A 19,963-nucleotide genomic window follows, 5' to 3' on the forward strand; every position below is an offset into this window, starting at 1 on the left:
GGCCGGCTACCACGATTCGAGCAGCGCGACATCGCGCTGCTGCCGCTGCCATTGCGCGGTGAGGCGACCGAGCCGATGTGGGGCGGCGATGCCGCGCACGCCTGCGATCTTGTCGCCGCGGATCTCCAGAATCGCGACGCCCACGATCCGATCATCGATCGTGATGAGCATGGCCGGGCAGCCATTGACCACCGCGGCATGGATCGAGGGCATCCCACCGACGAGTCGGCGTTTGGCCGGAGTCGGTGTGAGCCCGGCGCGCACCACGCTCGCGATCTGATCGGGGGACGAGTACTCGATCAGCTTCTCGGCGAGCCCGCCGATGCCGTCGGAGACGCCGGTCGCGTCGTCGGTCAACAGTGCGATGAGGCGTTCGGTGCGGCCCGAGGTGGCGGCATCGACGAAGGCCTGAACGATTCGGCGCGCGGAGGTCGGGTCGATGTCGGTGTTGTTGGCGGCGACGGCGATGCGACGCCGAGCTCGGTGGATGTGTTGCTGACTCGAAGACTCGGAGATGCCGAGGATCTCGGCGATTTCGGCGTGGCTGTACGAAAAGGCTTCGCGTAGTACGTAAGCGGCACGTTCGACCGGGGACAGATTCTCCATCAGAGTCAGCACGGCCAGGGTCACCGACTCGCGCTGCTCGACCGTGTCGGCAGGACCCAGCATCGGGTCGCCGTCGAGCAGCGGTTCGGGCATCCACGCTCCGACTGCGCGTTCACGCCGCACCTTCGCCGAACGGAGTCGGTCCAAGGACAGGTTGGTGACGATCTTGGTCAGCCAGGCCTCGGGCACCTCGATGCGCTCCCGGTCGGCTGCCTGCCATCGCAGGAACGCGTCCTGCACCGCGTCTTCGGCGTCGGCGGCCGAGCCGAGCAGCCGGTAGGCGATCGCGGCCAGCCGAGCCCGGCTGGCCTCGAAACGTGCCACGGTGACACTGTCCATGAGCGCCACGCTATGCGGTGGCCGCATGCAGCAAGTGTTCCGGGGTGGTGGCCGAACGGTATCTGCGGCCCGGTAGTCCGAAAGTCGGATGGCTGGTGCTCCAACCGCTGGCCGCGATGATCGCCGCCTTGACACGCGCCGCCGGCCGGCCCACCAGCGCGCCGGATTTCGATCGCGCGTCTTCGTCGACCAGTTGGAAGATACCGTCGTTGCGGCCGAGACTGATGTGGTTGCCGAAGTAGGTCAGGGCGGTCGACTTGATCTTGCGCCCGGTCAGGTCCCCGATGATCGCGGCCGTCGCCTGCATGCCGGTGTATCCGGCCGACGCGCACGACATCGGCAGCGGCAGGCCGTTGTCACCGATCACGAAGGCGCTGTCTCCGGCCACATAGACCTGCGGGTGCGAGACCGAACGCATCTGGCGATCGACCGTGATCTGGCCGTTGGTTTCCACCGTGAGGCCGCTGGCCGCCGCGATCGGGGGAACGGCGAAGCCCGCGGCCCACACGGTCACGCCGGAAGGGAGAGCCGTGCCGTCGGTGGTCACGGCCGCCGTGGCCTCGACGCGCTCGACGCGGGTGTACTCGTGCAGCTCGATACCGAACCGGTCGAAGGCTCGCAACAAGTGACGGCGAGCTTTCTGGCCCAGCCAGCCGCCCAGCTCGCCGCTGGTGGCGAGGCTGATCGGAATTCCCGGTTGAGCTTCGGCAATCTCGGTAACAGTCTCGATCGCGGTCAGGTTGCCACCGACGACCAGCACCTTTTCGTTCGCGCCCCGCGTGTTCAGGCGGGCGCGCAAGCGTGCCACCGAAGGCCGGTCGGCCACATGGAACGCGTGCTCGCCGACGCCCGGAACGCCGTGGTCGGCGATGGTGCTGCCGAGCGCATAGAGCAGGGTGTCGTACCCGAGCCGATCGAACCCCTCCCCGGCGGCGACCGTGACGGTCCGGTGCTCTGGATCGACCTCGGTCACCCGGGCCACTCGCAGGCGAATCCCGGTGCCCGCGAACACCTCCGCCAGCGGCCGGTGCGGGAGCTCGTGCCCGACGGCCAGTTGATGCAAGCGCAGCCGCTCGACGAAATCGGGTTCGGCATTGATGACGGTGATCTCGAAGTCGCCGGAGTGGAGTTTGCGGGCAAGGCAACCAGCGGTGAATGCTCCTGCGTATCCGGCCCCTAGGACGACGATGCGATGCTTCATGGTTCGCTCCTGTCTGGCTCGTGTGCTCCTTGAACGAGACAGCCCCCACATCCCTGACAGCACCAGCCGGTGATGTGGGTCACTCCGCAGTTCGCTCTGCCGCCGGGAAATCGTCCGAGCCCCCGGCAACCACGGAGGACGCCCCAAGGCCATCGACGAAGGCACGCCGACATTCCTGGGCCCGGAATCATCAGCCGAGACGCTCAGCGCGACTTTCCGCGTTACTGAACCGCATGTGCCGGCACCCCGGTGCGCTCACGCACCTCGATCGACCGGCTCGTCGCCCGCGGCGCAATTCCCTGCGGAAGAGAACACGGTCGCGGAAGCTGTACGAAACCTCGGCTCGCGCAGAGGAACTGCTCGGCTCGACATCGAAGAGCTCAACCGGCCAGAGCGGACCGCCGCAGGCTACGCAACGACCAGCACGCGCGGCGAAGGTCTGATCCCGAGGTGGTCGGTCCAGGCCTCGAAAGCCGGCATCGTGTACCAGCCGACCCTGTAGTGCGATGTCATCGTGGATAGCGGACGACTAGCAAGGCTTCCACATCCTCGTCGAGCGCTTGATACAGATGAGGGACATCGGCGATCCAGCTCCCGTGCGTGCCCGGGCCGATCGAGACCGGGGACGCCACGGCGCCGACGCGTGCTGTACCGGCGAAAACAATGATGTGCTCGGTCGTGCCCGGCGTGTGGGCAGACGATTCCTGTCGCTGTCCGGCGCGGATCCGGATTCGATACGTCTCGGTGACGGCCAGGGGGGTCTCGAAGCGTTCGGTGAGTATCGCGTCCACCGCGCCACCGGAGATCCTCATCCCCGCCCCGACGGAATGGAAGGCGGTGCTGAGCGGTACCCCCAGCGCTGTGGTCAGAGCGTAGAGCGTTTCCAGCGTCGGATTACGCTGTCCGCTTTCCAATTCCGACAGACTCCCCTTGCCGACCCTGGATCTGCGCGCGAGTTCCGACAACGAGAACCCCTGCGCCTCGCGCAACTGCCGCACACGCGCACCGACGCTCGCAGCCAGATCCATAGTTCTCCCCTCGGCTGTTGATCCGGAACTTCCACAGTCTATTGTTCTGTATACAGAACACTTCGGTAGGCAGTCGGATCGTGAGGTGGAATCGAGTGGCAACCGATGAAGGCACTCTGCCCGCTCGCAGTGAGGCCGTGGCTCGAGCCCTGGCTCAGGCCGGAATCCACGGCCGCGTCCGCGAATTGACCCGCTCGGCGAGGACCGCCGCCGACGCCGCCGCGGCACTGAGCTGCGATGTCGGCGCGATCGCCAACAGCCTGGTGTTCCTCGCCGCCGGCGAGCCCGTCCTGGTCCTGACCAGCGGCCGGCACCGAGTGGACACCACCGCCCTCGCGGCGCGATGGGGCCGCGGCGAACTCCAGCGCGCCACCCCTGAACAAGTACGCCAGGTCACCGGCCAGGCAATCGGCGGCGTAGCTCCGGTCGGACATCCGCGGGCCCTGCCCACTGTGGTCGACGCCGCGCTGACCGAATACTCCCAGCTCTGGGCTGCCGCCGGAACACCGCACACGGTGTTTCACACCACTGCCGAGGAACTGCTCCGCCTTACCGGCGGGCTGCTCCTTCCGGTCAGGCCATAACCGCGAACGACTTCCGCTGCCGATCGACGTCGACGGCACCACCGGCGCATCGACCTACCGGACAGGGTCGGTCCTGTGAATGCAGGCATGCTGGGGCGTCGAGGCTCGTCGAGTGGTTGCTGTCGGCGGCGGAGTCGAGTCGTTCGCGGAGTCTGGCTGTGGGACAGCCGCTCTCGCCGCGAGCCTTATGGATAACCGGTTGATCCGAGGCCGAAACGGCGCTAATCTGCCGCTGCAAGAGTGTTCTGTATACGGAACGACTCATGGGATGAGTATCGAAGGGAGGCGATGATGAACCGGAAATTTCCATCACTCGAGGCTATGGCCGAGCTGTCAGTCGGATCCGAGACGGACTTGACCGGGCAGGTGGCATTGGTCACCGGCGGTTCGTCCGGACTGGGTCGCGCCATCGCGCTGGGGCTGGCGGCCGCCGGATCAGCGGTGATCGTCGCCGGGCGACGGCTGGAGGCAAGCGAACGAACCGCGGCCGAGATCGCCTCTCGCACCGGCAAGGTCGCCGAGGGAGTGTCGTGTGATGTGACCAACGAGGATTCCGTTCACCACCTGATCCAGGCCATACTCGACAGCTACGGGCGCCTGGACGTGCTTGTCACCAGCGCCGGAATCCAGGCCCGCGGTAGCCTCGACACGCTCGACGCCGGCACGTTGCGCGACTGTCTCGACGTCAACGTCGTCGGCACATTCCTGGCCTGCCAGGCGGCCCTGGCGCCGATGCGGCAAGCCGGATACGGTCGCATCGTTACTCTCGCCAGCGCTCTGGGTCTGGTGGGCGCCGCCGGCCGCGCGGGCTACGCGGCGAGCAAAGGCGCGGTGGTCCAACTCACTCGCAGCCTCGGCGCTGAACTGGCGGGCACCGGTATCTGCGTCAACGCGCTGGCGCCCGGCCCGTTCCGCACAGCGTTGAACGACGACATCGATGACGATCCCTACGTCCGGGACTTCCTCGACCACCAAGTTCCGATGCGCAGGTGGGCCGATCCGGAGGAACTCGTCGGTGCGGCAGTCTTGCTCGCAAGTCCGGCAGCCTCCTACCTCACCGGCGCTGTACTGCCGGTCGACGGCGGATGGACCGCACACTGACGTCTCACCCAGTAATGAAGCGCCACGTGATGCCGCCGCACAAGACGAGATAGGGAGATCGACCGTGTTCGTCAGCCGACCTTCGCGTTCGAGGCCGGGGGGAACGGCCGCCGCACAACGTGATCCAGGGTTCACGCTCTGGCCCATCGCGCAGGGATCCGTGTATCGGCGGGTGTTAGGCGCGGTGTCGAGGTGAGCGGCTTCGCCGCCGCCGGCATAGGCGTCACCGTGGACTGCGGTAATCGTATTGTGCGCACCAGTTGGCTGGTCGGCTGCGACGGAGGCCGCGGCCTGGTTCGCACACTCGCCGAATTCGATTTCACCACTGGCATCTATACCTTCGGCCCCGTGCCGGGCCGCTTCCTCACCGTCGAGCTCGATGGACCCCGCCGACCGAACCACCCCCGTCACCGCCGAGGAACTGGAAGCCGGCCTGCGCCGTGTCGCCGGCGCACATGTTCACATCAACCGAAGGTTCGCGCGGTGGCGAGGGTGGCGAGGCGGTCGTCGCTTCCGCTGTCGCGCAACTCGATTCGTCCGACCCCGCCACGCAGCGCAGCCGTCGCGGTGACCGGGCCGACCCGGGCCGGTTGCAGATAACGCAGACCGAGGAAGCTCAGGGTGTCGCCGGGCGCCAGTGACAGCACCGCCTCCTCGGCGGCGACGGCGAGGAGGCCACCGTTCACCGTGCCCGCGGCATTGAGCACCTCGTCGGTGCGCGGTAGCACCGCCACACCCGGCCGGACGCGTTCACAGGGAACGCGTTCGGCCAGGGGAGTGGCCAGGCGCCGGCGCCCGGCCGGCATATCGATGCTCAGTGCGCGGGGCAGCTGCAGCCCGGGATCGGGGGCCACCATGAACGAGGCGCCGGCCAGGGCCAGCGGTTCGTCGTCGACGGCGAATTCGATCTCCGCCACGAAAACCGACCGGCCCACCTTGATGGTCCGCCCGATCGCCTCGACGCGGCCGGCCGCGGGGGCGGGGCGGTACAGGGTGACGTCGAGTTCGAGCGTGACCGGCACCCGCGGATGCATCACCAGCGATGCCAGCAGCCCGGCGACGGTGTCGGCCCAGGTCGCGAGAATCGACGTGCGCAGATGCTCGGTTCCTGGAACGTGCAACTCGGGCACGATGGTGGCCGAGCCGTGCAGTTCGTCGCCGACACGCCGGGTGGCGAAGCCGACTTCGAGCAGCACATGGCGGCGCGGGGACGGTCTGCTTTCGACGCTCACGGCATCTCCTCCCGATCGGCGTGCCGCCCTGAACCGAGGCATGCATATTGGATTCTACTTCACGGAGAATTCAATTCTCCGGGTCGGGTCGCGAAGTGATGCGCTCGCGCATAGCGGCGAGCCGTGCGGCGAACTCCTCGGACTCCAACGAGGCCACCTGCGCCACGATCTCGGTATCGACCGCCTCGGCGTGCGAATCCAGCGCCCGGGTGATGCCCATCGTGCGCTTGGCGGTGATCAGCAGATCGCGCGGCGCCGCCGCCGCTCCGGCCGCCGCTTCGACCGCGGCAGCCAGGAGATCGTCGTGTTCTCCCGGTACGACGCGGTGGACGAGCCCGGCGCCGAACGCGGCATCGGCGTCGAGGATCTCACCGAGCAAGGTCATGGCCGCGGCCTGTTGCGGTCCGACCGCGCGCTGCAGCATCCAGGTCATCCCGCCGCCCGGATGTATGCCGAGTCGCAGGAAACGCGCGTCGAAGCGAGCCTGCGGCCCGGCGAGACGGACATCGGCGGCCAACGCCAGATTGAGTCCCGCGCCGACCGCGGCACCCCCGACCGCGGCGACGGTGGGCAGCGCGCAGTCGGCCACCGCCAGGAATCCGGCGTAGATGGCGCGCAGGCCGGCCTCGGCGGCCTCACCGAGGGCACTGAGGTCCGCGCCCGCGCAGAAGGCCGGTGGCGCGCCGGTAATCACGACCGCGTGGACGCCGGTGTCGTTCTCGGCCTCGGCGATCGCGGCCGCCAACTGTTCGGACAGTGCCAGTGTCAACGCATTTCGACGCTGCGGATCCGACACCGTGACCACCGCGACCTTGTCCTGCCGTTCCATCGTGATCTCCGCCATGGCCGCCATCGTAGTGAGGACCCGGCCGATAACATCCGGAGTAGCCCTCTACGGACCAGACGAACGGACAGACGAGCGAGGAGCCATCATGAAGGCTGTGATCGTGTGCGTCTCGGTATCACACGGCAACACCCAGCGCATCGCCGAAGCCATGGCCGAGGTGCTCGGCGCCCGCGTCGTCGGCCCCGGCGACATCGATCCCGCCGAATTGGCGGCCTGCGATCTCGTGGGTTTCGGGTCGGGAATCTTCACCATGAACTTCCATCCCAGGCTGCGCGAACTGATCGCCACCCTGCCGCCACAGAACGGGCGCAAGGCCTTCGTCTTCGCCACCAGCGGTATGCCCGAGCCGCCGTTCCGGCGTTATATCCGTTCTCTCACAAAGCTTCTCATCGGCCGCGGCTACGACGTGGTCGACACCTTCAGCTGCCGGGGCCTCGACACCTGGCTGCCGATGCGGATCGTCGGCGGTGTCAGCAAGGGTCATCCCGACGCCGCGGATGTGCAGGCCGCGCGCGCCTTCGCCGAGGGCCTGAGGGATCGCGTGGCGGCCCGGCCCTGATCCCGGCCGGGCCGCATGACGGCTTTCCACCAGGATTCCAGCGGGCTGGGTTCAGGCCAGTGCACGACCGGCGAGTCGTCGGAATCAGTTGCGGCCGTATCGGTGTGGCGCACCGCGAGGGTGTGATCGGCCGGGGCGACGATATGTGATCGGGGGTCCATGGTGGTCCTTGTGCCGGTTACCGGTCGGCGCGCTGACGCGTACCGGGGGAGAGTTCTTCTGGCCATCGGGCCGGGTTGCGGCGTGGGCATCGGCAGGGCAGCCCGTCCTGTCGCGCGGAGTGCGGGTGGGGCTGCGGCAGCAGCCGCGGGGTGCTGTCTGCGCGGGTGCAGGGCACGACGCGAGTGGCTTCGGGGCCACGCGGGGTGTCGGTGGCGGTGAACACCACCGGCTGCCCGGCGACGAGGGTTCTGAATCCCGGGACGTCGATCGACTGGAAGTCGACGAACACTGCGGGACCGGTTTCGGGAGTCAGGAACCCGAAGCCCTTCTCGGTATCGAACCAGGCGACCCGACCACGCTGCGGGCGCGGGTATCGCTGCCCGCTGCGGGCGGGTGAGCCGCACCCGATGGTGTCGGCGGCGGGGACGGGGTCAGTCGGCGTTGCCGTAGTCGTAGTCGTCATCGAAGTCCAGCGGGGTTATCCAGGCTTGGTCGATACGGTCGGTGAGCTCGGCGGAATCGATCGCGGCGCGCACGGTTTCGGCCGGTGGGTGCATCGCGGTCGCGTCCAGTCCGACGTCGCGGTCGCTGTCACGGACGAGAATGTTCTGGTCGGCGCGGTCGAAGTCGCTGCCTGCCGGGACGGAGGTCCAGGTACTGGTCATAGCGGTCCCCTCCTCTGATGTCCATCGTGTTCTCGGCGCGGCCGAAGGGCCGGGTGAGCCCGGAAAGCCCGATGCTGACCGGGCTCACCCGTCGACGGAAGGAATCTGAACCGGAACTTTGGGTCGTGTTTCCGCGAGGGCCGCGGGCCGTGCCCGCCTGCTGATCGCCATCACCGTGGTTGCGCACGCGCCGGACCGAGGGGTGTCCTGCCGCGCCGGCGCCGGTGTACGGGCCCGAGCCCCGGCCCCTGGTCGCGAGAACACGTGTGTAGGAGAACGTTTCATGTGGTCTGCGTTGTCTTCGATATCTGCGACTGGCATCACCTCGCTCTCACTCGTCATCGGATATGCCATCGAGCCGGCTTGTGTACCCGGCCCGGCCGCGTTCCCGTGCGGGCAACGCGGGGTCGGCGTCCGGGGCGCTGATCGCGCCACCACGAACCCGGTCGCGGGCGGGAGGGTCCGGCGTTCGCGTGGCGGCAGGGACTGCGCCGATGCGGCGCGTCGTCACCGGCACCACCACCACCACCGGGTCCTCCCGTGATGCCGCCCGGATCAGGCGTTGATCGCCTGATGTTCGTCGTGGTGGCGGGTGATCTCGATCTTGCGCGGCTTGGCCTTCTCCGCGACCGGGATCACCAGGCGCAGTACCCCGTCGCGGTAGTCGGCACGGATGGCGTCGGTATCGAGGTTCTCCCCGAGGAACAACTGGCGGCTGAACACTCCCCGGGTGCGTTCCGCGGCGATCATCGATCGGTCGGGGTCCAGCTGCGGGCGCGACGCGCGCACGGTCACCACGTTGCGTTCGATATCCAGGTCCAGGGATTCCGGATCGATGCCGGGCAGGTCGAGTTCCACGAAGAACTCGTCACCCTCGCGCCAGGCGTCCATCGGCATCACCACCGGCCGCGCCGGCGTGCCGAACACCTGCTGGGTCAGGCGATCCAGATCCCGAAACGGATCGGTGCGCATCAGCATGGTCGCCACCTCCACTCACTCCATTCTCAGTCGAAGTTGCTCAGATAACCTCTGTCATCCGGCTGAGATTTTTTTAGCACTCTACGCAGGAGAGTGCAAGTGATGCTCTGAGGTAATCTGAATCCAACGAGAAAGAGGAGCAGGATGCCGGATCGACACGACCACCTGCCCGGTTCCGGCGCGGAGCACCGGCCCGGCCCGGGGCAGGCGGTGTACGGCATCTCGGTGGCCGCCGAGCTGGCCGGGATGGGGGCACATTCGCTGCGCTTGTACGAGCAACACGGGTTGGTCACGCCGGCCCGCAGCGCAGGCGGCACCCGCCGCTACAGCGACGACGACCTGGCACGGCTGGCCCGTATCGCCGCCCTCGCCGGGCAGGGGATCAATCTCGCCGCGATCGCGCGGATTCTCGACCTCGAAGACACCAACACCGAACTGCGCGACACCAACGCCGCGCTCACCGCCGAACGCGACCAGCTCCGCGGGCGCGATTCGGCCCGTGGGGTCCAGACTTGAGAAATCCGGCGCCTCAGCGATGCGCGGGCGATCCGGTCCGGCGTCCGGCCTCCCTTTCGGGGCACCGGCCCGGAGCGCAGGCAATCCTGATGTAGTTCTGGGATGCGAACCGAGTCGGATTACCGGCACGAGGAACTGGCCGCCCCCTGATGGCTGCGGGCGCGCGTGGAAATCGTCGTCGGCCGCGCATTATGGTTTGACCGCATGGCAGCCCCCACCCGCCCCACTGTGAGCCTGGCGATCGTAAGCCTGGCGGTCGTACTCGGTGTGGCCGTTGAGATTCCGATGCTCGCGACCCTGGCCTTCGCGGCCATCGGCCACCCCGAGTGCGCGACCATACCGGAAGACGTGGGCCCCTGCGGATACTGGGCCCGAGTGTCGTATTACGGGCCGTTCATCATGCCGCGCGGAACGGTCGCCCTCGCAGGCCTCGGACTAGCGGTGTGGCTGGTTGGCCTCGTCGTGCTCGGTCTCTTCGCAGCGCTACGCCCGCGCCGCGAGTAGGACATCCGGATACCGGCCCAGTGGACCAGATCCCTGATCGGCCCTCGATCCACTCGTTCAGGTGAGAGCGCCGCACCCGCTGGAGGAAGTCCTCCAACGGACGACATCGCCGCCCCCGGACTGCTCCGAACCTGCTTGCCTTCGGTGACCGGCCGATCCAACGTCGTGATACCAGGCGGCAGCGCCGCCTCGGCGGTATCGCCCGAGACCTCCAGGCTGTGCGCCGGCTGGCCGGGGGCCGGGCCGCTGGTGCCGTCCTTCGGCGCACCGCCCCGCTCAGCCACCGGCGGGTCCGGGTTCGCCGCAGTCGTGGCCGCCGGCCGTGACGGCGTCCCCATCGATCAGGACACACCGCCCCGGCGCAACGCCGGACGGGTGATGCGCTCGATCCGGACAGGCAGCCCGCTGTCGGCGCCATCCGGTGAATTTCTGTACGGCCGTACCAGCGAGCACAGTTTTTCACCGATTGCGTTGGCATTTCGTTGCGTCGCTCGCGACCAAACGTAAGCGGCCGCACCGCAGGAAGAGTGTCGCGGACTTCCGAGTCTGACCTCCGATAAGGTTCACTTATCGGAGGTCAGAAGCGCAGGTATCCGTTTGGGGCGGACCACATTTCGTTTCGTGTTGTTACGTTTGAAATGACGAAACAAACGCTACGATTCTTGGGTGTCGAGCATATGTAACTACCCAGGCTGTACCCGCACCATCACTCGCGGCGGAACGCCCGGGCGGCCCTCGGAATATTGCGACCATCCCGAACACACGCGATGGCGGGCCTGGCGTGAACGGCAGCGCCGGCAGCAGGAGGAGGCGGAGGGGACCGAGGCCAACGTCACAGTGACACAACAGGGCCCGGTGACGGTCGCCCGGCTCCGCGCCGACGAACTACTCACCCAGTTCCGGACATTGGCCGATCAGATGAGTACCACCCTGTCGGTGGCTGTGGCGGAACTGTCGACACTGTCCGATCCCGCGATCGCCGAAGCTCAGGTGCAGGCGGTCCAGGCCGATGCCGGGCGCCGCATCGCCGAGGCGGAGGTTGCGGCCGTCGCCGCGGAGCAGGCCCGCCGTGACGCCGAACAGGCCCGCACCGCAGCCGAATCCGCGGCCGAGGACGCCGCGACGGCAGCGGAGCAGGCCGAGGCGCGCATCGCGGAAGCACTCGCCGCGCGCGACGATGCGATGACCGAAGTCGAGCGCGCCGGCAAACAGGCGGCCGATGAGGTCTTCGCTGCCCGCGCCGACGCCGAGGCCGAGATCCGCGCTGTCCGTCTGCACTGCGCACAGGACATCGAGGAAGCGCGCCGACAGGCGAACGAGGACATCGAATTGGCGCGCAGCACAGCCGCCACCGAGATCGAGCAGGTGCGCCGCGACAGTGCCCAGCGGATCACCGCCGCCGGCGCCGAACGCGATCTCGCCGTTCAGCGCGCCGCCGACGCCGAACGAGCGATCGATCGCGCCGAATCCGCGGTGGCGGAACGCACCCGAACCCTCGCCGAGACCAGAGACGAGCTCAACCGTGTCCGCGCGGAAGTCGAGCGCGTGCGCGCGGAAGTCGAGCGCGTGCGCGCGGAGGCGAAGGACGCGCGACAACGCGCCGCCGACGATATCGCCGCGGTGCGCGCCGAAGCGGCCGCCAGCGCCGATCATGTCGCCCAGCAGACGGCGGCTCGGCTGGCAGCCCTCGACGACGCCCGGCGGCAGACCCTCGCCCGCGCCGAGCGCGCCGAGTCCCAGCTCGACGCGGAACTGGCTCGGCGGTCCAGGCAGGTGGTTCCCGCTGCGGCCGAATCCGATACGGGCGCACCGGAAGTGGCCGATCTCCGCTGATTCGGCGACAGGGTGTGCGAGCAGTATGCGAAGACACCGAAAAACCACGCCGAGACCGGGTGCGATCGTCGGCTTCGCCCCCCATCGACCGCTATGCTCGACAACTGAATCAGCCACCCCCGCGACGGGCTTCGCGGGAATCGAGAGGTGACAAGTGAACGACGACGCCATGCGAGCGCGGCAAGCAAGGCCGAGCGTGGCACGGGTATACGACTACATTCTCGGCGGGCGCGACAACTACGGTGTCGACCAGAATCTCGCCGACTACTTCATCGACTTCCTGCCCGGCTCCGAGCAGGTGGCCATCACCGCCCGCGCGGCGACGCTACGTGCGGTGCGCAGTATGTGCGCCAACGGGATTCGCCAGTTCATCGATCTGGGATGCGGGCTGCCGACCAGCGAGAACGTGCACGACGTGGTGCGGCGTGCCCATCCCGAAGCGCCGATCATCTACGTCGACAACGATCCGTTCGTCGTCGCGCACGGGCGCGCACTGCTGTCGATCGACGATCGGATCGCGGTGATCGGCGGCGATCTGTGCTCGGTGGCCGATATCGCCGAACATCCGGATGTGGCTCGGCTGATCAATTTCGATGAGCCGGTCGGCCTGCTGTTCGGTATCGTGCTGGCGTTCGTGGAGGAGAACGAGGATCCCGCCGGGGTCGTGAGTTCCTGGGTGGAGCGAATCCCGGCCGGAAGCCAGGTCTATGTGTCGCACTTCCGATCCGGGCACAACCGCGAAACCAACACCACCGAACGCAAGATCCTCGACGCGTTCGGCCGCGGCCGGTGGCGCAACGACGAGGAGGTGCGGGCCCTGTTCGGTGATCTGGAATTGATCGAACCGGGACTGCGGCCGTGTGCGCAGTGGTGGCCGCAAACCAGTGCCGAGGACAGCGGCCGGGAGCTGAGTGTGTGGGAACAGCTCATCGTCGCCGGATTGGCCCGCAAAGTGGCGTGAACCGCACGGTGGATCGGCGCCCTGCACCTCAGTGCAGGGTGCCGATCCACCGGCGGGTCTCGGCCGGATCGATGACGTCGTCGAGTTCGAGAACCGTTGCGGCCGTAAGGGCACGGCCGCTGTCGTAGGCGGCGCGAACGAGATTGTCGAATGCCTCCGCACGCTGCGCCGGATCCTCGATAGCCGCCAATTCCTTCGCGAATCCCAGCCGTACCGCACCCTCGAGTCCCATGCCGCCGATCTCACCCGTCGGCCAGGCGATCACGAAACGCGGTGCCTTGAACGATCCGGCCGCCATGGCCTGCGCGCCGAGACCGTAGCCCTTGCGCACAATCACCGTGCCCCACGGCACCGTCATCGCCGCCGCATCGATGAACAACCGGCTGAATTTCGTGACGGTGGCATGTTTCTCGGCGTCCGGTCCGACCATGAAACCCGGCGTGTCACACAGCGACACGATCGGCAGGCCGTGCGCATCACACAGTCGCAGGAATGCGCTGAGCTTATCGGCGGCCGGCGCGTCGATCGCCCCACCGAGATGGTGACAGTCGTTGGCGATGACCCCGAACGGCTTGCCCAGCACCCGGATCAGCGCGGTGACCACGCCGCCACCCCAGTCCCGGCGCAGTTCCAGCACCGAATCGATGTCGGCGACCGCGGCCAGCGCCGCCCGGATGTCGTAGGCGCGCAGCCGATCGGCGGGCACCACGTGCCGGGCCAGCCGGGGATCGGGTTCGTCCCAATCAGCCAGTGGCCCTTGGAAGTATGCGAGGTAGTCGCGTGCCAGCGCCACCGCTTCGGCTTCATCAGCGGCCACGATGTGCACCACGCCGTTACGGCGTTGCACCTGTATGGGTCCGATGTCCTCGGGCGCGTACACGCCCAGACCGCCACCCTCGATCATCGCCGGCCCGCCCATCCCGATATTCGCATCGGGCGTGGCGATGACGACGTCGCACATCCCGAGCAGTGCCGCGTTGCCGGCGAAGCAGCGGCCGGAGGCGATGCCGATCAGCGGAACGTGGCCCGCCAATGCCGCCATAGCCCGGAAGGTCGTGACGTCCAGCCCGGAAATCCCCGAATGGTCGGTATCGCCGGGCCGCCCGCCACCGCCCTCGGCGAACAGGATCACCGGCAGTTGCCGTTCGCGCGCGAGTTCGAGCATGCGGTCGGTCTTGGCGTGATTGCGCATGCCCTGGGTGCCGGCCAGGACCGTGTAGTCGTAGGACATCACCACCGCGCGGGCACGCTCGGAGCCGAACCGGTCGGCATTGACCGTGGCCATACCGGCGATGAGGCCGTCGGCGGGCGTCTTCGCGATCAGGTCCGCCATACTGCGCCGCGACCGCTGTGCCGCGACCGCCAGCGCGCCGTACTCGACGAAGCTGTCGTCGTCGACGAGAGCGGCGATGTTCTCGCGCGCGGTGCGGCGGCCCAGCCGGTGGCGTTTGGTGACGGCCTCGGGCCTGGCGTCGTCGAGCACGGCGTGATGACGATCCCGGACCTCGGCGAGATCCGCGCGCTCGGTATCGAGATCGATCGCGCCGATATCGGCGGACTCGCCGTCGTGATCGGCGTCGTCACACACGATCAGCACGGTGTGCGGATCGACCACCGTGCCCGGCCCGGCCGGCACTCGCAGCACGCGCAGTGCCCGGTCGGCGCGGATCACGTGATGCATCTTCATCGCCTCCACGACGGCGACCTCCGCGCCCGCGGCGACGACGGTGCCGGGCTCGGCGATACTGATCACCGTGCCGCCCAGGGGGGAGCGCACAGTCTGTTCGTCGTCGTGCACCGGTTGCGTGTCGTCCGGGGGCGCCGTCTCCGGGGCGGGCGTGGGCGTGAATTCGGTGGCCTTGCCGAGTAGTTCGGCAGTGTGGCGTTCGAACCACAGCGTGTCGACGACGGGTCCGCGCAGCAGGGCGTCGAGTATCGCGCACTGCAGCGCCACCGTGGTGTCCACACCCTCGATCACGGTTTCCGCCAGCGCGTCCCCGGCCCTGCGGAGCGCGGCCTCGTGCGTGTGCCCGCGGGTGATGATCTTGGCCAGCAACGAATCGAACCGGGCGCCCTGGCGCATGCCGGGGCCGGCGGCGGTGTCGACCCGGACCCCGGCCCCGGTCGGCGGGGTGAATCGCGTCAGCACGCCGGAGCTGGGCAGGACATCTCCGGCGGCGCCGACGAGTTCGGCGTTCACCCGGACCTGTACGGCGTATCCGCGGGCGGCGACGGGGGACAGGCCCAGCTCGTCCAGCGAACGGCCCAGGGCGAGATCGAATTGGGTGGCCACCAGGTCGAGACCGGTCACCTCCTCGGTCACCGTATGTTCGACCTGTAAGCGTGGATTGACCTCGAGGAACCAGTATTCGTCGCCGCGGACGAGGAACTCCACCGTGACGACCCCGCGGCAGCCCACCGATTCCGCCAGCCGGACCGCCTGCTCGTGCAGCGCGTCGCGCACCGCGTGGTCGAGATCGGGGGCCGGTGCGATCTCGATCAGTTTCTGCCGTCGTCGCTGCACACTGCAGTCGCGATCGCCGAGTGCGACGGCCCGGACGCCGTCGGCGGCGATCTGCACCTCGATGTGGCGAGCGTGCTCGATCAACGCCTCCGCGTACACGGTGTCGTCGGCGAATCCGGCCTGCGCCTCGGCGCGGCACCGCGCGTACGCTTCGGCGATATCGCCGGGGGCGCGCACCACTCGCATACCGCGTCCGCCGCCGCCCGCGGTGGCCTTCACCATCACACCGGCCGGATGCGCGGCGAGCAGGGTCGCGATCTGCTCGGGGCCTGCGGGACCCGACGTCGCGGGGACCACGGCGATGCCGGCCTGTGCGGCGGCGGCGCGCGCGGCGACCTTGTCACCGAAGGCTCGCAGCACCGCCGGTGCGGGGCCGGCGAAGATCAGTCCTGCTTCGGCGCAGGCGGTGGCGAAATCGGCGCTCTCACTGAGAAATCCGTATCCCGGGTGGACCAAGACCTCGGATCCCGCACTGCGCGCCGCCGTGACGACAGCGGCGATATCGAGGTAGGCCGCGGCACCTGTACCGGGCAGGCACACCGATTCGTCGGCCAGGCGCACCGCCATCGCGTCGGGCTCGTCGGCCGTCGACAACGCGACGGTGGGGTAGCCCCGTTCCCGCGCCGCGCGCACCACTCGCACTGCCACTTCACCCCGGTTCGCCACCACGACCTGCATGCCGCCAGTCTGATTGACATTGACGTCAACGTCAATATGCTGGACCGGTGAGTTCCTCCGCCTGGAGTGTGCGCGCGGCCCGGGAGCGCTCGGATACCGATCGCCACCACGCGCTGCTCGACGCCGCCGCCGAGATCTTCATCGAGCGCGGCTATGCCGCGACGACGGTGGCCGCGATCACCGCCCGCGCGGGCGTATCCAGAGCCACCCTGTATGTGTATTTCGCGTCCAAGGACGAGATCTTCCACGCGTTGGCGGTCCGGATACGCGACGAATTCCTGGCCGCCCAAGAGCCCGGGCTCGACAGCGGCGAACCGCGGAACATGCTGCGCGCCACCATCGAATCCTTCGCCGCAGCGGTTCTGGAGGCCGGGCCCCTGCTGCGACTGATCGAGGAGCGTGGAGCCGTCGATCCCGCCCTCGCCGCACTGGCCGCCGAGATCTCCGAACGCCCGATCCGCCGCTTCGTGCGATACCTGCGACGCGAGCAACGGGCCGGCACCATCGTGGCGGCCGCACCGGTGCCGATCGTGGCCGAAACCATCGGCTACGCCCTCACACAAGGCATCCTCGCGCGCCGCGACGATCCACCCGCGGCACGAGCGCGCTATCTGACACAACTGCGGCAGCTCGCGGAAACCCTGCTGGGACTGCGGCCGGGTCCCGGGGATCCGGCTTGACCTTCACGTAGCGGAAACTTCTACCGTCGAAGACACGGCCGGAAGGACCGGCCGATCGGAAACGATGGAGACCATCATGAGCTGGTCGATCGCGGAGGTGGCGAAGATGTCGGGCGTCACCGCCCGCACGCTGCGCCACTACGACGACATCGGGCTGCTCCCACCCGCCTATATCGGTGGCAACGGCTACCGCTACTACGACAACGAGCAATTGCTGCGGCTGCAGCAGATTCTCGTGCTGCGCGAACTCGGCCTGAGCCTGACCGAGATCGCCGCGGCGGTCGACTCCGAGCCGGACACCCTGGTGGCGCTGAAACGTCAGCACACCCGCCTGCTCGCCGAACGCGACCGTCTGGGGCGGATGGCCGACACGGTGGCACGCACCATCGCCGAACTCGAAGGGAAGACGGAAATGACAGTCCGGATCAACCGACCGGAGAACCTGTTCGAGGGTTTCGACCACACCCAGTACGACGACGAGGCCCGCGAACGGTGGCCCGAGGAATTCGAGCGTTCGCGACAGGCCAGCGCGGATATGACCGCCGAGGATATCGACCGGATGCAGCGCGAGCTGACGGCGGCGATGATCCGCATGGCCGAACTCATGGCCGCGGGCACACCCGTCGACGATGCCGCTGTCCAGGCCGAGATCCAGGCTCAGTACGAGGGTATCTGCCGGTTCTGGACACCGAACCGCAGCGCCTACACCTGTCTGGGGCAGATGTATGTCGACGACGAGCGGTTCAAGGCCAACTACGACAAGATCGCCGACGGGCTGGCCGAGTACCAGCGCGACGCCATGGCCGTCTACGCCGAGCACAACCTCGACGACTGATCGTGGTTACCGCACGGCCAGCGCGACGATCTGGGTGATCTGGTTGTCCGCGAAATTGTCGTCGCTGACCAGCACGAGTGTGCGTTCACCCGAGGGCAGTCGCGGCCCCCAGGTCATACCCTCGATATTGTCGACCGCCGGCAGATCGAGAGTGGACAGGTCGGTGAGCAGCTGTTTGGTCACCGGGTGCGCTCCGGTCAGGGGCGCATCGAGCACATCGGTCGCGGGGCCGGTGTCGGCGGAGTAGATCCGGATCCTGGTTCCGGCGCCTTCGACGAAGGCGCGCTCCAGGACGAGGTATTTCGTCGGATCCAGCGGATCTGCGGCCAGGATCGACGCCACTCCGTTGGCGCCGGGTCCGGGCGCGAAGACCGGTTCCAGCGGATAGGCGTACTGCGCCAGCAGTTGTCCGGTCCGGGCCTGCACGGTGATCCGGGTCAGCGCACCCGCCCCGGCGGTGGCCTCCGGCCCGTCCTGCAGCAGCGGTGCCTCCACCGAGGTGACGACCAGCGCGCCCCCGCCGGCGAAGGTCGCGCCTTCGAGGACTCCGTTACCGCGCGGCCCCGAATCCGGTTGCATGCGTTCGTTGTTCGGAATCGGCAGGTCCGTGAGATAGCTGCCGTCGGGCCGGGCCAGCCGAACCGACGGATCCCGCAGGCCGTGCGGGCCTCGATCGCCCTCCTGACTCCACAGGTAGTCGCCGGTCCAGGGATCGACCCGAAGCTCTTCGGGGTCGATCGAATCGGGCGGATAAGTGTCGCCGCCGGGACCGCGCAACGTCCGGGTGCCGGTGAAGGTGACCGGCCCGACGCCGTGCTCGCCGACGGGTATGCGCGCGGTGTAGACCCGCGCCGGATCGCGGATCGAACGGTCATCGCTGATCAGCACGTACTCATCGGTCCGGGGCGAATAGTCGATACCCGACAGCCCGCCCACGGTGGTCGCGTCGACCCGCAGCCCGTGGGCGACGATCTGCTCACCGAGCAACCGGACCGCGGCCTCCGAGGACACCGGAGGCGCGGCGGTCGCGGCGGCGGCCAGGGCGGCGGCCAGGATCGTGATCGAGCCGCCCACACCGGCCCGGCGGACGAACGGCACGCCTACCTGCCGCGGGGACCGGTGACGGCGACCAGTTCGGCCACCGCATCGGCGACCGGTGTACTGCCGCCGGTCAATTCCACGAGAACCCGGTTCAACGCGGGCTCGTGCAGTGCGGCGTCGATGAACGCGGCGACGTCGTCTCGGGTCACCGATCCGTATTCGATCGCGAGACCCGCGGTGACCGTGCCGGTGCCCGGATCGTCGAGCAGGGTCCCCGGCCGCACGATCAGCCAATCGAGGCCGGTGTGGGTGAGATACACATCCGCGGACTTCTTCACCCGCATGTAGTGCTCGAATCCCGCGGAGGTCTCACGGTCGCGCCCGGCATCGGGGAAAACCGACACCAGCACGAATCGGGAGACGCCCGCACGGGCGGCCGCCGCGGCCGCCTTCTCCAGCCCGGCGCCGTCGATGGCGGTGGTCTTGTCGGTGCCGGTGCCGTGCGCGCCTGCGGAGAAGACGACCGCATCGTGCCCTGAGATCTTGGCCGCCAATTCCTCGGCGGTGTCCTCGATCAGATCGCCGCTCAGCGGCGTGGCTCCGGTCGCGGCGACGACCTGGCCCTGATCGGGGTTGCGGTGCATACCGGTGACTTGGTCACCGCGGTTGGTGAGCAGTTGCGCGAGGCGGCGGCCCACACCGCCCGCCGCGCCGATCTGGAACACCTTCACGAGTGATCACCTCTCCGTCGGCGAATGCGGTCCACCCGATTGTCGCCTCCGTGCCGGGCTTCCTCGCGCGCGGGTGCCGAAGTCACGCTCGGGCGCCGCGGCCACAGCGGGCCGCACGCGAGTTCGGGGTGGAGGGCAGAGACGTTGAGGGCAGAGACGTTGAGGGCAGAGACACGGTGCCGAACAACTGCCGGACTGCTCCGGCAGTCGCCGGGTTCCGCGATCGTCCGGGATACGGCGGGATTCGGCGATTGCCGGAAATGCGCGAGACGCGATCGGACCCGGTCGCCGGCGACGTCTGGCGCCGGTCTCGAGTGCCCGTGCTCTCACCAGTGAATTCCGGTCTCGCGCCGGGATC

The 19,963-nt window shown here is 68.4% G+C and carries 20 protein-coding genes; 9 read left to right on the forward strand and 11 right to left on the reverse strand.

What is annotated here, in order from left to right:
• Window positions 1-6 precede the first annotated feature (6 nt).
• The 3 genes from LKD76_RS16165 to LKD76_RS16175 all read right to left on the reverse strand — a co-directional run bounded on the left by LKD76_RS16165 (window position 7) and on the right by LKD76_RS16175 (window position 3,174).
• The gene (locus LKD76_RS16165; RefSeq protein WP_227982155.1) at window positions 7-945 is read right to left on the reverse strand and encodes a sigma-70 family RNA polymerase sigma factor; all 939 of its coding nucleotides are present in this window, start codon (window positions 943-945) and stop codon (window positions 7-9) included.
• Between the two features lie 10 nt (window positions 946-955).
• Window positions 956-2,146 carry an NAD(P)/FAD-dependent oxidoreductase gene (locus LKD76_RS16170; RefSeq protein WP_227982156.1) on the reverse strand — a complete coding sequence of 397 codons (1,191 nt, stop codon included), beginning with the start codon at window positions 2,144-2,146 and terminating at the stop codon, window positions 956-958.
• Between the two features lie 509 nt (window positions 2,147-2,655).
• Entirely contained in the window at window positions 2,656-3,174 is a 519-nt protein-coding gene (locus LKD76_RS16175) for a helix-turn-helix domain-containing protein (protein WP_227982157.1), read from the reverse strand.
• A 95-nt stretch (window positions 3,175-3,269) separates the two neighbouring features.
• Here LKD76_RS16175 and LKD76_RS16180 point away from each other — a divergent pair, with 95 nt between their 5' ends.
• Window positions 3,270-3,758, forward strand: a complete 489-nt coding sequence (locus LKD76_RS16180) for a YbaK/EbsC family protein (protein ID WP_227982158.1) — start codon at window positions 3,270-3,272, stop codon at window positions 3,756-3,758.
• A 321-nt stretch (window positions 3,759-4,079) separates the two neighbouring features.
• On the forward strand, window positions 4,080-4,859 hold the full coding sequence (locus tag LKD76_RS16185; RefSeq protein ID WP_227982159.1) for an SDR family NAD(P)-dependent oxidoreductase: 780 nt from the start codon (window positions 4,080-4,082) through the stop codon (window positions 4,857-4,859).
• Window positions 4,860-5,323: 464 nt separating this feature from the next.
• Here the strand turns inward: LKD76_RS16185 and LKD76_RS16190 are convergent, their stop codons facing one another.
• Entirely contained in the window at window positions 5,324-6,091 is a 768-nt protein-coding gene (locus tag LKD76_RS16190) for a hotdog domain-containing protein (protein ID WP_227982160.1), read from the reverse strand.
• A 70-nt stretch (window positions 6,092-6,161) separates the two neighbouring features.
• Window positions 6,162-6,935, reverse strand: a complete 774-nt coding sequence (locus LKD76_RS16195) for an enoyl-CoA hydratase (protein WP_227982161.1) — start codon at window positions 6,933-6,935, stop codon at window positions 6,162-6,164.
• A gap of 88 nt (window positions 6,936-7,023) precedes the next feature.
• On the opposite strand from LKD76_RS16195, the gene LKD76_RS16200 reads away from it, so the two are divergent.
• Entirely contained in the window at window positions 7,024-7,497 is a 474-nt protein-coding gene (locus LKD76_RS16200; RefSeq protein WP_227982162.1) for a flavodoxin family protein, read from the forward strand.
• A gap of 178 nt (window positions 7,498-7,675) precedes the next feature.
• Here LKD76_RS16200 and LKD76_RS32345 read toward each other — a convergent pair whose 3' ends face one another.
• From LKD76_RS32345 to LKD76_RS16215, 3 genes are all read right to left on the reverse strand, one after another.
• Window positions 7,676-8,122 (reverse strand): cold shock domain-containing protein, encoded by a 447-nt coding sequence (locus LKD76_RS32345; RefSeq protein WP_339429194.1) that lies wholly within the window; start codon window positions 8,120-8,122, stop codon window positions 7,676-7,678.
• Window positions 8,091-8,324, reverse strand: a complete 234-nt coding sequence (locus LKD76_RS16210; RefSeq protein WP_227982163.1) for an Rv3202a family protein — start codon at window positions 8,322-8,324, stop codon at window positions 8,091-8,093. The genes LKD76_RS32345 and LKD76_RS16210 overlap by 32 nt, the downstream gene beginning before the upstream one ends.
• Window positions 8,325-8,879: 555 nt before the next feature.
• On the reverse strand, window positions 8,880-9,317 hold the full coding sequence (locus LKD76_RS16215; protein ID WP_308188532.1) for an Hsp20/alpha crystallin family protein: 438 nt from the start codon (window positions 9,315-9,317) through the stop codon (window positions 8,880-8,882).
• 129 nt (window positions 9,318-9,446) lie between these two features.
• Between LKD76_RS16215 and LKD76_RS16220 the strand changes: the two genes are divergently transcribed.
• From LKD76_RS16220 to LKD76_RS16235, 4 genes are all read left to right on the forward strand, one after another.
• Window positions 9,447-9,818: a MerR family transcriptional regulator gene (locus tag LKD76_RS16220; protein ID WP_227982164.1), complete on the forward strand. Its 372-nt coding sequence runs from the start codon at window positions 9,447-9,449 to the stop codon at window positions 9,816-9,818.
• A gap of 204 nt (window positions 9,819-10,022) precedes the next feature.
• On the forward strand, window positions 10,023-10,322 hold the full coding sequence (locus tag LKD76_RS16225) for a hypothetical protein (RefSeq protein ID WP_227982165.1): 300 nt from the start codon (window positions 10,023-10,025) through the stop codon (window positions 10,320-10,322).
• Between the two features lie 666 nt (window positions 10,323-10,988).
• Window positions 10,989-12,155 (forward strand): coiled-coil domain-containing protein, encoded by a 1,167-nt coding sequence (locus tag LKD76_RS16230; protein ID WP_227982166.1) that lies wholly within the window; start codon window positions 10,989-10,991, stop codon window positions 12,153-12,155.
• Between the two features lie 169 nt (window positions 12,156-12,324).
• Window positions 12,325-13,116, forward strand: a complete 792-nt coding sequence (locus tag LKD76_RS16235; protein ID WP_227985265.1) for an SAM-dependent methyltransferase — start codon at window positions 12,325-12,327, stop codon at window positions 13,114-13,116.
• Window positions 13,117-13,144: 28 nt separating this feature from the next.
• Here LKD76_RS16235 and LKD76_RS16240 read toward each other — a convergent pair whose 3' ends face one another.
• Window positions 13,145-16,318 carry a carboxyl transferase domain-containing protein gene (locus LKD76_RS16240; RefSeq protein WP_227982167.1) on the reverse strand — a complete coding sequence of 1,058 codons (3,174 nt, stop codon included), beginning with the start codon at window positions 16,316-16,318 and terminating at the stop codon, window positions 13,145-13,147.
• A 47-nt stretch (window positions 16,319-16,365) separates the two neighbouring features.
• Between LKD76_RS16240 and LKD76_RS16245 the strand changes: the two genes are divergently transcribed.
• Window positions 16,366-16,998, forward strand: a complete 633-nt coding sequence (locus tag LKD76_RS16245) for a TetR/AcrR family transcriptional regulator (RefSeq protein ID WP_227982168.1) — start codon at window positions 16,366-16,368, stop codon at window positions 16,996-16,998.
• Window positions 16,999-17,074: 76 nt separating this feature from the next.
• Window positions 17,075-17,833 carry a MerR family transcriptional regulator gene (locus tag LKD76_RS16250; protein ID WP_227982169.1) on the forward strand — a complete coding sequence of 253 codons (759 nt, stop codon included), beginning with the start codon at window positions 17,075-17,077 and terminating at the stop codon, window positions 17,831-17,833.
• A gap of 6 nt (window positions 17,834-17,839) precedes the next feature.
• On the opposite strand, the gene LKD76_RS16255 is transcribed toward LKD76_RS16250, so the two are convergent.
• Window positions 17,840-18,931, reverse strand: coding sequence for an esterase-like activity of phytase family protein (locus tag LKD76_RS16255; protein ID WP_227982170.1), 1,092 nt, complete (start codon window positions 18,929-18,931; stop codon window positions 17,840-17,842).
• Window positions 18,932-18,933: 2 nt separating this feature from the next.
• Window positions 18,934-19,605, reverse strand: a complete 672-nt coding sequence (locus LKD76_RS16260) for an SDR family oxidoreductase (RefSeq protein ID WP_227982171.1) — start codon at window positions 19,603-19,605, stop codon at window positions 18,934-18,936.
• Window positions 19,606-19,963 lie beyond the last annotated feature (358 nt).

Origin of the sequence: Nocardia spumae (assembly GCF_020733635.1) — a bacterium.
Taxonomy (GTDB): Bacteria; Actinomycetota; Actinomycetes; order Mycobacteriales; family Mycobacteriaceae; genus Nocardia; species Nocardia spumae.

Bases quoted from the DNA above. Each gene is read 5' to 3' on its own strand.
- LKD76_RS16185 (WP_227982159.1), top strand. From the start codon at position 4,080: ATGGCCGAGCTGTCAGTCGGATCCGAGACGGACTTGACCGGGCAGGTG.
- LKD76_RS16165 (WP_227982155.1), bottom strand. From the start codon at position 945: ATGGACAGTGTCACCGTGGCACGTTTCGAGGCCAGCCGGGCTCGGCTG.
- LKD76_RS16175 (WP_227982157.1), bottom strand. From the start codon at position 3,174: ATGGATCTGGCTGCGAGCGTCGGTGCGCGTGTGCGGCAGTTGCGCGAG.
- LKD76_RS16170 (WP_227982156.1), bottom strand. From the start codon at position 2,146: ATGAAGCATCGCATCGTCGTCCTAGGGGCCGGATACGCAGGAGCATTC.
- LKD76_RS16240 (WP_227982167.1), bottom strand. From the start codon at position 16,318: ATGCAGGTCGTGGTGGCGAACCGGGGTGAAGTGGCAGTGCGAGTGGTG.
- LKD76_RS16250 (WP_227982169.1), top strand. From the start codon at position 17,075: ATGAGCTGGTCGATCGCGGAGGTGGCGAAGATGTCGGGCGTCACCGCC.
- LKD76_RS16210 (WP_227982163.1), bottom strand. From the start codon at position 8,324: ATGACCAGTACCTGGACCTCCGTCCCGGCAGGCAGCGACTTCGACCGC.
- LKD76_RS16225 (WP_227982165.1), top strand. From the start codon at position 10,023: ATGGCAGCCCCCACCCGCCCCACTGTGAGCCTGGCGATCGTAAGCCTG.
- LKD76_RS32345 (WP_339429194.1), bottom strand. From the start codon at position 8,122: ATGACGACTACGACTACGGCAACGCCGACTGACCCCGTCCCCGCCGCC.
- LKD76_RS16220 (WP_227982164.1), top strand. From the start codon at position 9,447: ATGCCGGATCGACACGACCACCTGCCCGGTTCCGGCGCGGAGCACCGG.
- LKD76_RS16235 (WP_227985265.1), top strand. From the start codon at position 12,325: ATGCGAGCGCGGCAAGCAAGGCCGAGCGTGGCACGGGTATACGACTAC.
- LKD76_RS16200 (WP_227982162.1), top strand. From the start codon at position 7,024: ATGAAGGCTGTGATCGTGTGCGTCTCGGTATCACACGGCAACACCCAG.
- LKD76_RS16195 (WP_227982161.1), bottom strand. From the start codon at position 6,935: ATGGCGGAGATCACGATGGAACGGCAGGACAAGGTCGCGGTGGTCACG.